This is a genomic window from Micromonospora tarapacensis (assembly GCF_019697375.1).
Classification (GTDB): Bacteria; Actinomycetota; Actinomycetes; order Mycobacteriales; family Micromonosporaceae; genus Micromonospora; species Micromonospora tarapacensis.
The window spans coordinates 5132881-5147179 of sequence record NZ_JAHCDI010000004.1 but is presented as its reverse complement, the minus strand read 5'-3'; the positions used below and the strand labels follow the sequence as shown (position 1 = coordinate 5147179).

The window sequence follows — 14299 nt, the reverse complement described above, 5'->3', positions numbered from 1 at the left end:
AACTCCGTGTTGATCCGCGTGCAACGGACAAGCAAAGGAGATCGAGTGCCCAGGTTAGCAACCCGGCGTGGCCGGGCCAAGGGAAGCGATGAGCAGCACAGGCATCGAATCGGCTGTCTCACAGCTGTAACGGCGCTGGTCGCGGCGTTGTCAACCCTAGTGGCCGCTGCCGCCACCCTGGCGGCACTGTTCGTCGCCTAGTGACCTTCGGGGCAGGCAGAGCTTTCCTGCCTGCCCCGGCTAGGCCGCTAGGCCGAGTAGCGCTCCAGCGCGAAGGTTGAACCGCTCGACCTCAGGGACGGCACTGAACGGCTTCATGCGACGTTGCAGGTCGCGTACCGTCTCGATGGCCCGCGATGAGTTGACCGACGCGGCCAGGTCCACTACGCGCGCTGCACGGGACGCGGCAGCCTCGACGTTCGCCCGGTCAAGGTCAGCGATGGAGAGCGCCGCCTCGCTGAGCGCCCCACGACGGGCGCGCCCCTGCCGTCGAGCGCCAGCGGCGGACTCGTTGGCGAAGCGCTCAAGTTCAGAGGGCTGACCAAGGTCACGGAAGCAGTGTGCAGCCTCGCCGAAGATGTACGGCGCGTCGATGAACTTCGCCCAGGTCGGTTCGTCGTCGTGAACCACCCGCCCGAACGTCTGTTCGGCTCGGACGACCGACGCAGCGGCGGCGGACGACTCTCCGAGAGCTGCGAGTGCACGTCCCTCCAGGATGTGAAGATCAGCGAGGCAGGCAGGCGAGTCACCTTCGGTCAGACCGTGACGGCCGGCGCGAGCCAGCATCAGCGCCTCACGCGGGTGACCGAGTAGGTTCGCCTGATCGGACATGCCGGCGAGCACGTGCGCTCCGAGAGCAGCGCTGCCGGCCGCTTGCGCCAGGCGGAGCGCCTGAATCAGGTACCGCTGGGCTAGCCCGTGCTCGCCATCGTCGTACGCCATCCAGCCCACCAGGTACGACTGCTCCGCTGCGGCTTCGTAGAGCGCGCGCTGAACGGCCGGTTCGTGCTCTCGCTTGAGCAAGGGAAGAACGTAGCTCTGCATGTACTCGACCAGTGCGGTCCGGGCGTGCCCACCGCCGCGCATCACGTCCATGTCCTGAAAGAGCGCGAACATCTCCCGGATGCCGGCCACCTGGCGCATGCCCACCTGGCGCGGCCCGCGCTCAGTCGTCGTCTCGTCAAGCGTGGCAAGGAGCCAGTCTCGGCTAGGTGCACCCAGTGCGGCCAGCACGAACGGCGCTTTCACGATGTCGCGGCGTTTCACGTCAGCTCTCCCGAGATCGATGATCGTGTCCACGGTCGCGTGTGGATCGTCTCCGTACTCCAACCCTCGCGCAGCAAGGGTTTCTTCCTCAGTCATGCCGAAGTCAGATGGGCTAATCCTCCGGCCCACGCGCTCCGTCAGTGCCCGTGCGAGCAGCGTTGGAACCGGCGAGCGTGGCGTCTCTCCACGCTTTACCCAGCGGTTGACGGCGGTGTAGTCGTACCGCAGAGCCAGCCCCTCGTTCGCGCCGAGATCGTTGACTCGCCTCGCCAGTCCGGCCCACGAAAAGCCTGCCTCGACGACGAGCGCCGCCAGCGCATCATTCGGTTCGTTCACGTGTCCGCCTCCCCATGGGCCTACCTCGGACGGTACCGGCCGAGCGGCCCGCCGGGATACGCCCACATGGGTTAGCGCACTTCACACGGGCCCTCACATGGTGTTGACCACTGCCGATGCGAGGTTTCCTCGTTGCATGGCAGCGAGATCAACGAACACCGCGAACGACCGTCTTCACGGTCGCCTGCGACACGCCGGCCGCGTCGGCAATCTCGGGAACGGTGTGGTTGGTGGAGCGGCGCACGTCGCGGATGAGCTGGTCCCGCTGCTGCCGCAGGTCTTCGAGCGCCTGACTGGCCTCCCGTACGCGGGCACCGAGCTTTTCAAGGTCTTCAAGAGCCGTCATTCGGTCAGTCTAGCCACTAGACAGCTACCGGCGATACGACTAGACAGCTACCGGCTAGCCGGTTACCGTGTCACCTATGCGAGCGGCCCCGGCGGGGGTGCAACCCCGCCGAGGCCAGTACACCAACGGATCTCCAGGCGAAGGAGTACGAAGATGCTGGTCAAGCGTAGCTCGATGCTGCCCCGGAACGGTCTGCTGCTGTCCGACCTGTCGCAGATGTCGGTTCGTGAGTTGGCGCTGTTGGCGCGGTCCGGTCAGCGGGAGGCGTTCGACCCGCTGTACCGGCGGTTCTCAGATCGGCTGGTGGTGTGGGCGCTTCGGCGTACCGGGGACCGGATGTTGGCCGAGGATGTGGCGTCGGAGACGTGGGCGACCGCGCTGGGCTCGATCGGCTCGTGGGAGGACAACGGCAGCGAAGACGGCTTCGCGCGGTGGCTGTTCGGTGTGGCTCACGGCGCGCTGTGCCGGCTGACGGTGGGCCGCTGGCGCGAGGTCTGCTCCGACGACGCGGGGATGTGGGAGAACGCCGCACCGCTGGCGGTCAGCGACGATGCCGCGCAGCCTGCGGGCAAGGAAGCGATGGTGTCGGCGCTGCACGAGGCGATCGGCACCCTGTCGGCGTTCGAGCAGACGGTGGTGCGGATGCGGCTGGACGGGCAGGGCCAGTCGGAGATCGCGCGGGAGCTGGGTCGCACGCCGAAGCAGGTGGACAGCGCGTGGACCACGGCGCAACGCCGCCTGCGCCGCCAGCTCGCCGAGTCGGTGGACGTGGAGAACTGCTCGGAGGTCGAACGCGCCACGTTGCGGGAACTGGCGGCAGCGCTGAACCCGAGTATGCGTGAGGTCGCGCAGCTGCGGCTGGACGGACTGAGCCCGGCCGAGGTCGCCGCACGGGTCGGCATGAGCGCGGCCATGGAGCGGCAGGCGTGGCGGCGCGCGAAGGACGTGCTGTCTCGGCAGCTCGCCGACCCGGCCGCCGCCGCGCGCGCGCTGCCGCCCGTGGCGTCATTCCCACTGAGCAGCGCGAGACGCTGCGGTCCGCTGTGACCACCCTCCCGCCGCGCCGCCGGCAGATCGCGGCCATGCGGCTGGACGGCGTGCGGCCCACCGAGATCGCGGCCCGGTTGGGCTGCTCGGCCAACACCGTCCGCAGCACGTGGGCGGCAGCGAAGGAGTCCTTCGTACGTCAGGGCTTGCTTGCCGCTGCCTGACCAACCAGCACCGGGTGACAGAGCCGCCAGGCGGCAACCGTCACGAACCCGGGTCCGGCTGGCCGGACCCCCCCCCCGAATCTTGACCCGAACGGAGTCACACGGTGACCACGAACAACCTCCAGGATGACCGGCTGACGCCGGACTCACCACCACCACCAACGAGTCGGGGCGGATCTTCGGCCCCGGGTGTCCGACCACCACAACCGGCTGAAACACTCCGCAGCGCTGCGACGGGCGGACCTGATCCCGCTGCGCAGTGTTTCAGCCGGGTTGAGCCGGAGATGCCCCCTCGCCTGTCGAGTCTGGACGGCATCAGCGCCGGCCATACCCCGGATGGTGAACCGGTCCACGCGGCGGCCAGCAAGGGTCAGGTTGAGCCCGGCGGGAACGCCGAGCACGGCCGGAAGATCCTGCTGACTCCCGCCTCTCAGATCCGGATGCGCCCCGTGGCGTGGACCTGGACCAACCGCATTCCCTCCGGCGCGCTGACCGTGATCCCCGGCCGTGAGGGCATCGGCAAGTCCCTCACCCTGGCGTGGCTGACCGCGCAGATCACCCGAGGCATCCTGCCGGGCCGGCACCACGGCACGCCGCGCCCGGTCATCTACGCGGCCACCGAGGATTCGTGGTCGCAGACCATCGGCCCGCGCCTGTTCGCGGCCGGCGCGGACATGGACATGGTGTACCGGGTCGACGTGCAACACGATGGCGGCTTTGACTCCCTCACCCTTCCGCGCGACTGCACGGCGCTGGGCCGGGAGATCACCCGTCTCGGTGTGGCGCTGCTGGCCGCTGACCCGCTGCTGTCGCTGATCCACTCGGCGATCGACACCCACCGCGACCGCGACCTACGGACCGCCCTGGAACCGCTGGTGAACATGGCCGACCGCACCGGGTGCGCGGTGGTCGGCTTGGCGCACTTCAACAAGTCAGCCAGCCCCGACGCCCTGAACCTGATCACCGGGTCGCGGGCGTTCTCCGCTGTGGCCCGTGCCGTGATCGCCATAGCCCGCGACGACGACGCCGGAGACGGCTCGTGCGTCATGAGCCAGGCGAAGAACAACCTCGGCCCCCTGGACGTGCCCTCGCTGCGGTACGTCGTCGAGTCCGTGGAAATCCCCACCGACGAGGGACCGGCTTACGTCGGGAAGCTGACCATCACCGGGGAGTCCGACCGGTCCGTGGGCGACATCCTCGGCGACAGCGCCACCGGCACCGTAGAGGACCGCACCGAGCGCGACGAGTGCGCCGACTGGCTGAAGGCATACCTCATCAGCCAGGGCGGCGAAGCGGCCCGCGAGGACGTGCTCAAGGCCGCCCGCGCCGCCGGCTTCGCCGAGGCGACCCTCAAGCGCGCCCGCACCCGCGCCAAGGTCACCACCACCCGCGCCGGCTTCCCGTCCACCTCGATCTGGCAACTCAACCCCGCTCACGGAACGTGAGCGGCTGCGCCAGTCGGCTCACAGTCGGCTCAGTCAGCTCACCTCACGGAAGCTGAGCCAACTGCCCTGACTGAGCCGACTGGCGCTCCAACTGGCCAATCCAGTCACGGTCCGTTACCCCGCCAGGGGCGGCCAGGTGTCAGCGCTGTCAACGCCTGTCAACACCCCGCGCTGACAGCGCGACATCGGCCCTGACCAGCACAAACACCACCGATCACGGAGGAGTGTCAACGTGTCAGCGCCACCACCACCCCCGCCAGCCGCACCGCGCGGCCAGGCGACCGGAAACCGGCCCGCTCAGAGCCACACAGACGCATCGACGCATGGCCTAACCCCTACCCCGGTCGGATCATGCGCCTACGGCCCTCTCAGCGGCCCGCCCTGTGCTCTTCTGCCGAACCGACCCACCAACCCTCCACAACAGACCGTCGACCGGCGGACGGCCGGCAGGGACCGGCTTGCCAGCCCTCCTAGCCCTAGGACCGGCACCCTCCTAGACCTAGGAGCACCCCTAGGAGCCAACACCGCAGCCGACCAGCGATCTAGCGGTCTAGGACCAACCCGCCGGCCACCCGCCCGGCCCGCCCTGCCGGCCACCGCGACGACCGGGCACCTCCTAGCCGCCTGGCGACAACCCCGGTTGTCACGCGGGCCGGCAGCTCGACCACGCGGGCGTTTCGTCACGGGCAGCGCGCCCCGCGTGACGAAACCCGGACGACGGAAGCCACCTGGCGACAACCCCGGTTGTCACCCGCGCCGGCAGCTCGACCGCGGGCGTTGCGTCACGGCCAGGCGGCAACCGTCACCACACCAGGTCGCGGCCCGCCCGCGACCGGTCGCGCCGACGCGACCCAAACCGCGACCGGCCCGACCAGCACCAACAGCCCCGGGTCGCAGGTCGCGGCCACCACCACCGCAGCCCGAAACCGGCCACCAACGGCACCCGCCGGGCGGCCTGGCCGCGACCGCGACATGTAGCAGCGGCCCGCTACCAGGTAGCGGCAACGCTACCCACGCCGCTACCGGGCTGAGCAGCACAAACGGCCCGATGTAGCGGGTAGCGGCACCCACCGCCAACACCCAAAAACCCGCCCTACTGCCCCTCACCGACCCCGAGCAGCCGCTACCGCTACCCCGGAGGACACCGACGTGAGCACCGTCATCCCCTTCCCGCAGCGACCAACCCCGACCACCCCCACCGAGGCGGGGGGCATCTCCACCGGCCGCACCGCGCCCGTCGTCAGCGCCGTCTACACCGTCGCCGAAACCGCAGAGATCCTGCGCCTGTCCCTCGGCTCCACCTACGCCCTCGTCCGCTCCGGCGACATCCCCGCGATCAAACTCGGTGGCCGGTGGGCCATCCCGAAGCGCCGCCTCCACCAGTGGATCGACGGACTACCCACCGCCAGCGTCGAAGACGTCGAGCGAGAACTGGCCGCGATCGAACGCCGCGAGCAGCGCCACCGCAACGGCGCGTAACCGCCGACGTGCCGCTAGGTCTAGCACCACCACCCGCTAGACCTAGCGGCACTGCTAGCGGCCCAACCCCGCCCCTACCTGCCACCTATCGCCTAGCGGCACAACCGGCCAGCGCGACTGAACCCCTCCGCAGCGGCTCACCGACGTGGGTTCAGCAGCGCTAGGCCACCCTCCCCACCACCCCGGCCAGATACACGCTGCGTCACCAAATCAGCGGCGGCACCCGACCTAGCAGAGCCGCAATCGATAGCACCCCGCCCTGCTAGCGATAGCAGACGTGCTAGCAGCCGATCGCCCACACCACCAGGGCGATAGCAGATAGCAGCCCACCAGCACCAACACCCGAGAACCCCGCCAGAACGCGAATCACCACCCCCGCAAGCCCTGCTAGCTGGGCCAACCACCGGCCAAGCCACAGGTAACCGACCGTCACCGACCCAAGGAGATCCACAACCGTGGGACACATCATCAAGACACCCGCAGGCACGTTCCGCGCCAACTGGCGCGACCCATCCGGCAGCCAGCGCGCGAAGACCTTCCGCACGCGCAAGGAAGCCGCCGCATACCTCGCGGCCACCGAGACGACCGTCAGTCAGGGAACCTACGTCGATCCCGCAGCAGGAAAGATCCGGTTCAGCACGTACGCCGAACGGTGGTTGGCATCGCGGTCGGTGGAGACGACGACGCTCGCTGGCTGGACATCGCGTCTCCGGGCGCGGCTGCTGCCGCAGTGGGGCACCTGGCCGGTCGGGCGGATCGATCACCTGGCCGTCCAGGAGTGGGTGACACGAATGGGTCGTGAGCTGTCGCCGGCCACCGTCGCCTCATGCCACTCGCTGCTGTCGTCCATCCTCGCGTCAGCGGTGCGCGGCCGACTGATCGCGTTCAACCCGTGCGAGGGAGTGCGGCTACCAGCACAGCGCAAGCGCGCGGAAGGGCTTGTCCCGCTCACGCTCGATCAGGTGACGGAGCTGCTGTTGCCGAGCGTCCCGGATTGGCATCGACCGGTGGTCGCGGCGGCGGCCGGCGCCGGTCTGCGGTGGGGTGAGTGCCTCGGGCTGCGGTGGGCCGATATCGACTTGCCGGACGACGACGACCGGGACGCAACGTTGACCGTGCAGCGAGTGGTAATCGAGGTCAATGGGCACGCTACGGACAAGCCGTACCCGAAGACAGCACAGAGCCGGCGCGTAGTTCCGGTCCCGCCGTTCCTGCGGGCCGAGTTGGCGCGGCATCGTAAGAGGGCGGACCCCGCCGAGGCAGATCGGGTGTTCACCAACCAGGCAGGCGACCCGATGCTCCGCAGCAACTTCCGGCGTCAGGTCTGGCGACCGTCGCTGGTACGGGCCGGGCTGCTCGGCGAGGTCACGGAGACCGGACCGTACCGATTCCGGGCCACCTGGCGCGACCGGGAGAGCGTTGAGTGGTCAGCGGAGTTCACCACGCATCGGGAGGCAGCGGCGCACGTCGCAGTGAAGGCAGCAGGTGGGCTGCGCTTCCACGATCTGCGGCACGGATACGCCACGTACCTGATCTCAAGCGGGGTGCCGGTCAACGTTGTACAGGCGGTCATGGGCCACGAACAGGCATCCACCACACTCAATCGCTACACGCACACGCCGGCCGACTTCCACCGGGTCATCCGAGGCGTTTTCGCGGACCCCGCTGACGATTCGCTGACGAGGAAAGATGAACATCGATCCGACAGCCCGGAATCGGAAGGGGGAGACGCCCGGTGACCTGCACCGGAGCTTGGTGGAGCCCAGGGGACTCGAACCCCTAACCCCTGCCTTGCAAAGGCAGTGCTCTGCCAGTTGAGCTAGGGCCCCGTGCGGGACGTATCGTCCGACGGATTGACGGGACGGCGTCAGCGCAGGTCTGGCGAGGTGGTCGCCTCGTGCCAGAGAGCGCGCTCGTCGTTCGCTTCCTTCATCTTCTTGGCCACCACGGCGGCCACGCCGACCACGCCGACCAGGATCAACAGCTTCTTGAACATCGGGGCTGCCCCTCACGCTCGACATGCCGTCGGACCATCTGCGGTGGGGCTAGCTGGAATCGAACCAGCGACCTCAGAGTTATCAGCTCTGCGCTCTAACCGACTGAGCTATAGCCCCGCATAGCGACGAGCAAGGTTAACCCATCCGCCCACGCCCCCCCAAATCGGGGCCGTGGCACCTCGTCACCCCTCACCGCCGACTCGAACCTACCGGAGAGCCACCGGCGGTCCCACCGATATGACGCCCGCCGGGCCGGCCGCGAACGCGGCCCGGCCCGGCCCGGCCCGGCGGCTGCTTCGGGTCGACGGGTGTCAGTCGCGCTCGGCGAGGGTCAGCTCGATACCGCCCACCAGGTCGGCGCAGACGTTGTACACGAATGCCCCGAGCGTGGCGAGCGCGGTGAAGAGCACGACGTTGACCAGACCGATCAGGGCCGAACTGAAGATCACCCCACGGGCGGTGATCTCAAAGCCGCTGGTGCTCTGCCCACCGCCCGCGTTGACCAGGTCACCCAGGCTGTCGTTCACGCTGGTGAACACGCCCATCGCGTCCAACGCCAGGTAGAGCACCGAGGTCGCGACGACGATGACGATGAACAGCACCACCGAAACGGCGAACGCGAACTTCATCACGGACCAGGGGTCGATCCGCTTGAGGTTCAGCCGGGCTCGGCGGGGCCCGCGCGAGGCGGCCGAGCTGACCGAGGTACGCGCGGCGCGTACCGCCTCGCCCACCCGTGCGGCACCGACGGCGGCCGTGCCGACCCCCGGGGGTAGCCCTCCACCGTTCGCCGGACGGCCCAACCCGAAGGGGCGGGTGGCGTCCGGCTTCGGGCCCATCCCGGTCACCCGGGGCTGGGTGCCGGTCGTGCCGGTGCTGGCGTTCGGCAGGAAACCGGTGCCGGCCGGCCGGGGCTGACCTGGGCGGGCGGGCGGCGGTTGGGGGCCGACGGCTTGCCGGCGGCGGTGGCGGTCGCTGCTGCCTCCGCGGAACCGGTGGGCTCGGCGACGCTCTCCTCCCCGGCCGCCTCGGCCTCCTGGTCGTCCGTCGGCTTCTCGGGCGGTGGCGCCATACCGGGAGCCCGGGTGAATTTCGGGGCAGGCGCGTCGGCGGGGACGGTGGCCCGACCCACGGCCGCGCGGCCGGTCGCTGGCGTGCCGCTGTTCGCGGCCTCCTCGTCGACCGGGTTGGCCGAGGTTCCCGCGTTCCCCGACTTCGCCTGTGTCTCCGTCATTCAACTAGTCCTGTTCGTCAGGCTCGTCGGCATTGCGAGCAATCGCCACGATAGTCACGCCGTCCGGAAGGTCCATCAGCTTGACCCCCATTGTGTTCCGGTCACGCGTACGGCGTACAGGCTTCACCGGAGTCCGGATGACGCCACCGTTGCTGGTGATGGCAAACAGCTCGTCGTCCGGGTCGATCACCACGGCACCGACCAGACCACCGCGTCGCTCGGTGATCTTCGCAGTCAGTACACCCTTACCTCCCCGGCCCTGGACCGGGTATTCCTCGATCGGGGTACGTTTCGCGTATCCCCCGTTCGTGGCCACCAGGACGTCCAATCCCTCCCGGACGACCTCCATGGCCAACAGCACGTCCTCCTCGCCGAAGCGCATGCCGATCACCCCCGAGGTCGCCCGCCCCATCGGCCGCAGCGCCTCGTCGGTGGCGTTGAACCGGATCGCCTGGGCGTTCTTGGAGACCAGCAGCAGGTCGTCGGCGGGGCCGGCGAGCGCAGCACCGACCAGCTCGTCCTCATCGCGCAGGTTGATCGCGATGATGCCGCCGGATCGGTTGGAGTCGAACTCCTCAAGCCGCGTCTTCTTCACCAGGCCATTCTTCGTCGCCAAGACCAGGTAGGGGGCCACCTGGTAGTTCGGGATCTCGATGATCTGTGCGATCTGCTCGTCCGGTTGGAAGGCGAGCAGATTGGCCACGTGCTGGCCCTTGGCCACCCTACTGGCCTCCGGAAGCTCGTACGCCTTGGCCCGGTACACCCGACCCTTGTTGGTGAAGAACAGCATCCAGTCGTGCGTCGAGCAGACGAAGAAGTGGCTGACGATGTCGTCCTGCCGCAGCGTGGCGCCGCTGACACCCTTGCCGCCGCGCCGCTGCGAGCGGTAGAGGTCGACCTTCGTGCGCTTCGCGTACCCGGTGCGGGTGATCGTGACGACCACGTCCTCCCGGGCGATGAGGTCCTCCATCGAGACCTCACCGTCGAATGGAATGATCTTCGTGCGTCGCTCGTCGCCCCACTTGGCCACGATCTCGCCGAGTTCCTCCGAGACGATCCTGCGCTGCCGCTCCGGCTTGGCGAGGATGTCCTTCAGATCGGCGATCTCCACCTCCAGCTTGGCCAGGTCGTCGAGGATCCGCTGCCGCTCCAGCGCGGCGAGCCGGCGCAGCTGCATGTCCAGGATCGCGGTGGCCTGGATCTCGTCGATGTCCAGCAGCCGGATCAGACCCTGGCGCGCGTCCTCGACGGTGGGCGACCGCCGGATCAGGGCGATCACCTCGTCCAGCGCGTCCAGCGCCTTGGACAGGCCGCGCAGGATGTGCGCCCGCTCCTCCGCCTTCCGCAGCCGGAACGCCGTACGCCGGCGGATGACCTCGATCTGGTGCTCGACGTAGTAGCGGATGAACTGAGCGAGGTTCAGCGTGCGCGGCACCCCGTCGACCAGGGCCAGCATGTTGGCGCCGAAGGTCTCCTGAAGCTGGGTGTGCTTGTAGAGGTTGTTCAGGACCACCTTCGCGACCGCGTCGCGCTTGAGCACCAGCACGATCCGCATGCCGGTACGCCCGGAGGACTCGTCGCGGATGTCGGCGATGCCAGCGAGCTTGCCCTCCTTGATCAGCTCGGCGATCCGCTCGGCGAGGTTGTCCGGGTTGACCTGGTACGGCAGTTCGCTGACCACCAGCGCCGGCCGTCCCCGCTTGTCCTCCTCGACCTCCACCACCGCCCGCATCCGGATCGAACCACGACCGGTGCGGTACGCGTCCTGGATGGCGGACTGCCCGACGATCAGACCGTGGGTCGGGAAGTCCGGACCCTTGACGATCTCCAGCAACGCCTCCAGCGTGCTGGCCTCGTCGGCCTCCGGGTGCTCCAGGCACCACTGCACGGCCGCCCCGATCTCGCGCAGGTTGTGCGGCGGGATCTTGGTGGCCATGCCGACCGCGATGCCCTCGGAGCCGTTGACCAGCAGGTTCGGGATCCGCGACGGCAGAATGGTGGGCTCCTTGGCCCGCCCGTCGTAGTTGTCCTGGAGGTCGACGGTGTCCTCGTCGATGTCCCGCAGCATCTCCATCGCCAGCGGGTCGAGCTTGCATTCTGTGTATCTCATGGCCGCAGCCGGATCATTTCCGGGCGAACCGAAGTTGCCGTTGCCGTCGACCAGGGGGTAGCGCAGTGACCAGGGCTGGGCCATCCGGACCAGCGCGTCGTAGATGGCCGAGTCGCCGTGCGGGTGGAACTGGCCCATCACGTCGCCGACGACACGGGAGCACTTCACGTAGCCGCGGTCCGGCCGGTAGCCCGAGTCGAACATGGCGTACAGGATCTTGCGGTGGACCGGCTTGAGCCCGTCCCGCACGTCCGGCAGCGCGCGCCCGACGATGACGCTCATCGCGTAGTCGAGGTAGGAGCGCTGCATCTCCACCTCGAGCCCGACCGGCTCGATCCGGTCGTGCGAGACGACGGCGGCCAGCGCCTCGGGGATCTCGGGCTCGTTGGGTGTGGACTCGGGGGAATCGGTCACTGTTAACCCTTATCAGACTGAGTGTCGTTTTCGTGCTGTGGATAACGGCTGTGGATACCGGCCAAGCTGTGGATAACTCTGTGGACCGGCGGCCGGGCCGGAAGCCTGTCTCCGGCCCGGTGCCGGTTCGGTCAGATGTCCAGGAAGCGGACGTCCTTGGCGTTTCGCTGGATGAACGAGCGACGGGCCTCGACGTCCTCACCCATCAGGACGCTGAACAGCTCGTCGGCGGTTGCCGCGTCGTCCAGGGTGACCTGGCGCAGCGTACGCGTGGCCGGGTTCATCGTGGTCTCCCACAGCTCCGGGTAGTTCATCTCGCCGAGACCCTTGAACCGCTGGATGTCATCCGGCTTGGCGTTCGGCTTCTTCTGCTGCCGCAGCGCGATCAGGCCGTCGCGCTCCCGGTCGGAGTACGCGTACTGCGCGTCGTCGCCCTTCCTGTTCCACTTGATCTTGTAGAGCGGCGGTGCGGCCAGGTAGACGTGCCCCAGCTCGACCAGTGGGCGCATGAAGCGGAACAGCAGGGTGAGCAGCAGCGTCTGGATGTGCTGGCCGTCGACGTCGGCGTCGGCCATCAGCACCACCTTGTGGTAGCGCAGCTTCTCCATGTCGAAGTCGTCGTGGATGCCGGTGCCGAGCGCGGTGATCAGCGCCTGCACCTCGTTGTTCTTCAGCACCCGGTCGATCCGGGCCTTCTCCACGTTGAGGATCTTGCCGCGGATCGGCAGGATCGCCTGGGTACGCGGGTCACGCCCCTGCTTCGCCGAGCCACCCGCCGAGTCACCTTCGACGATGAACACCTCGGACTCGCGCGGGTCGGTGGACTGGCAGTCGGCCAGCTTGCCCGGCATCGAACCGGACTCCAGCAGCGACTTGCGCCGGGCCAGCTTGCGGGCCTGCTGGGCGGCGATCCGGGCGCGGGCGGCCTGGGACGCCTTGGTGATGATGATCTTCGCCTCGGCCGGGTTACGGTCCAGCCAGTCGACCAGCCACTCGTTGCAGACCCGCTGCACGAAGCTCTTCACCGGCGTGTTGCCCAGCTTTGTCTTGGTCTGACCCTCGAACTGCGGGTTGGTCAGCTTGACCGAGATGATCGAGGCAAGGCCCTCGCGGATGTCCTCGCCGGAGAGCTTCTCGTCGCCCTTGAGGAACTTCTTGTCCGCGCCGTACCGGTTGACGACGGTGGTCAACGCGGACCGGAACCCCTCCTCGTGGGTGCCACCCTCGTGCGTGTTGATGTTGTTGGCGAAGGTGTAGACCGACTCGCCGTACGACTCGTTCCACTGCATGGCGATCTCGACCGCCATGCCCTCCTCCTCGGCACCGAACTCGACCACGGTCTTGTGGATCGGGTTCTTCGAGGCGTTCAGGTGGCGGACGAAGTCGGCGATGCCGCCGTCGTACTGGAAGGTCACCTCGCGGATCTTGCCGTCCTCGCCCTCCGGGACCCGCTCGTCGAGCAGGTGGATGGTGAGACCACGGGTGAGGAAGGCCATCTCCTGGAGCCGGCGGTAGATGGTCTGGAAGTCGAAGTCGACGGTCTCGAAGACGTTCGGGTCGGGCCAGAAGGAGACCGCGGAGCCGGTCCGGTCGGTCGGCTCGCCCTTCTCCAGCGTGGTGGGCTTGGAGTGGTGGTACTCCTGCCGCCAGACGAAGCCGTCCTTGTGGATCTCCACCGCCATCTTCGTGGAGAGGGCGTTCACCACCGAGACACCCACACCGTGCAGACCGCCGGAGACCGCGTACGCCTTGCCGTCGAACTTGCCGCCCGCGTGCAGCACGGTCAGCGCCACCTCGACGCCCGGCTTCTTGAGCTTGGGATGCAGGTCGACCGGGAAGCCCCGGCCGTTGTCGGTGACCCGGACGCCGCCGTCGGTGAGCAGCACCACGTCGATCGTGTCGCAGTGACCGGCCATCGCCTCGTCCACCGCGTTGTCGACGACCTCCCACACCAGGTGGTGCAGACCACGCTCGCCGGTCGACCCGATGTACATACCGGGCCGCTTGCGGACCGCCTCCAGCCCTTCGAGGACGGTGATCGATTCTGCGCCGTACTGCTGATTGTCCTGCGCTGCCACCCTCGGCCACTTTCTCGCGTCGACCGCGCCACAGGGCGCGTTCGGACGCGGGTTCGGCGGGACAGGACGCGACGTCGGCACGCGGACCGGCACCGGGGACACAATTCCGGGGTACGGGTCGAACGCGCCGGTCGCCGCGGTTGCCCGCGGATCGCGATCGGCTCGACCCGAGTCGGACAATGATCGCGGGCCCGCACCGGACCCGCGACCCGTCGCTCCGCACCGGGTCTTCGTCTCACGCCAATCTTACTGTGCGCAGGCGATAGAACCACTACTCGGCACCCCTTCGCGGCGGCTCAGATCTCCGTAGCGGGCCGAATCGCGCTGTCCGCGACTCCCCCTACACGCCAGGGCATGATCACCGGATCTGCCGCATGACGGCG

At 68.4% G+C, this 14299-nt stretch carries 10 protein-coding genes, 2 tRNA genes and 1 pseudogene; 5 read left to right on the top strand and 8 right to left on the bottom strand.

The features are described 5' to 3' along the window. Window positions 1-240: 240 nt before the first annotated feature. Together KIF24_RS29670 and KIF24_RS29665 are read right to left on the bottom strand one after the other, a co-directional pair. Window positions 241-1602, bottom strand: a complete 1362-nt coding sequence (locus tag KIF24_RS29670) for a hypothetical protein (protein WP_331461325.1) — start codon at window positions 1600-1602, stop codon at window positions 241-243. Between the two features lie 148 nt (window positions 1603-1750). After that, window positions 1751-1948 (bottom strand): hypothetical protein, encoded by a 198-nt coding sequence (locus KIF24_RS29665; protein WP_221086836.1) that lies wholly within the window; start codon window positions 1946-1948, stop codon window positions 1751-1753. Window positions 1949-2101: 153 nt separating this feature from the next. On the opposite strand from KIF24_RS29665, the gene KIF24_RS29660 reads away from it, so the two are divergent. The 5 genes from KIF24_RS29660 to KIF24_RS34830 all read left to right on the top strand — a co-directional run bounded on the left by KIF24_RS29660 (window position 2102) and on the right by KIF24_RS34830 (window position 7822). Continuing rightward, window positions 2102-2995 (top strand): RNA polymerase sigma factor, encoded by an 894-nt coding sequence (locus KIF24_RS29660; RefSeq protein ID WP_221086835.1) that lies wholly within the window; start codon window positions 2102-2104, stop codon window positions 2993-2995. Then, window positions 2992-3159, top strand: a complete 168-nt coding sequence (locus tag KIF24_RS29655) for a sigma factor-like helix-turn-helix DNA-binding protein (protein ID WP_221086834.1) — start codon at window positions 2992-2994, stop codon at window positions 3157-3159. The genes KIF24_RS29660 and KIF24_RS29655 overlap by 4 nt, the downstream gene beginning before the upstream one ends. A 284-nt stretch (window positions 3160-3443) precedes the next feature. Beyond that, window positions 3444-4604, top strand: coding sequence for an AAA family ATPase (locus KIF24_RS29650; protein ID WP_221086833.1), 1161 nt, complete (start codon window positions 3444-3446; stop codon window positions 4602-4604). Between the two features lie 1149 nt (window positions 4605-5753). After that, window positions 5754-6083, top strand: coding sequence for a helix-turn-helix domain-containing protein (locus KIF24_RS33645; protein WP_221086832.1), 330 nt, complete (start codon window positions 5754-5756; stop codon window positions 6081-6083). A gap of 455 nt (window positions 6084-6538) precedes the next feature. Beyond that, window positions 6539-7822, top strand: a complete 1284-nt coding sequence (locus KIF24_RS34830) for a tyrosine-type recombinase/integrase (protein ID WP_221086831.1) — start codon at window positions 6539-6541, stop codon at window positions 7820-7822. Window positions 7823-7836: 14 nt separating this feature from the next. On the opposite strand, the gene KIF24_RS29635 is transcribed toward KIF24_RS34830, so the two are convergent. The 6 genes and pseudogenes from KIF24_RS29635 to gyrB form a co-directional block, all read right to left on the bottom strand. After that, a tRNA-Ala gene (locus KIF24_RS29635) sits at window positions 7837-7912 on the bottom strand. A 38-nt stretch (window positions 7913-7950) separates the two neighbouring features. Further along, a complete protein-coding gene (locus KIF24_RS29630) occupies window positions 7951-8079 on the bottom strand; it encodes a DLW-39 family protein (protein ID WP_013730703.1) in 129 nt (42 codons plus the stop codon). A gap of 44 nt (window positions 8080-8123) precedes the next feature. Next, a tRNA-Ile gene (locus KIF24_RS29625) sits at window positions 8124-8197 on the bottom strand. A gap of 194 nt (window positions 8198-8391) precedes the next feature. Beyond that, window positions 8392-9314, bottom strand: a pseudogene (locus tag KIF24_RS29620) (DUF3566 domain-containing protein). A 4-nt stretch (window positions 9315-9318) separates the two neighbouring features. After that, complete coding sequence (gene gyrA / locus KIF24_RS29615; protein WP_221086830.1) at window positions 9319-11838, bottom strand: DNA gyrase subunit A; 2520 nt, start codon at window positions 11836-11838, stop codon at window positions 9319-9321. A 131-nt stretch (window positions 11839-11969) separates the two neighbouring features. Next, window positions 11970-13916, bottom strand: a complete 1947-nt coding sequence (gene gyrB, locus KIF24_RS29610; RefSeq protein WP_221086829.1) for a DNA topoisomerase (ATP-hydrolyzing) subunit B — start codon at window positions 13914-13916, stop codon at window positions 11970-11972. Window positions 13917-14299 lie beyond the last annotated feature (383 nt).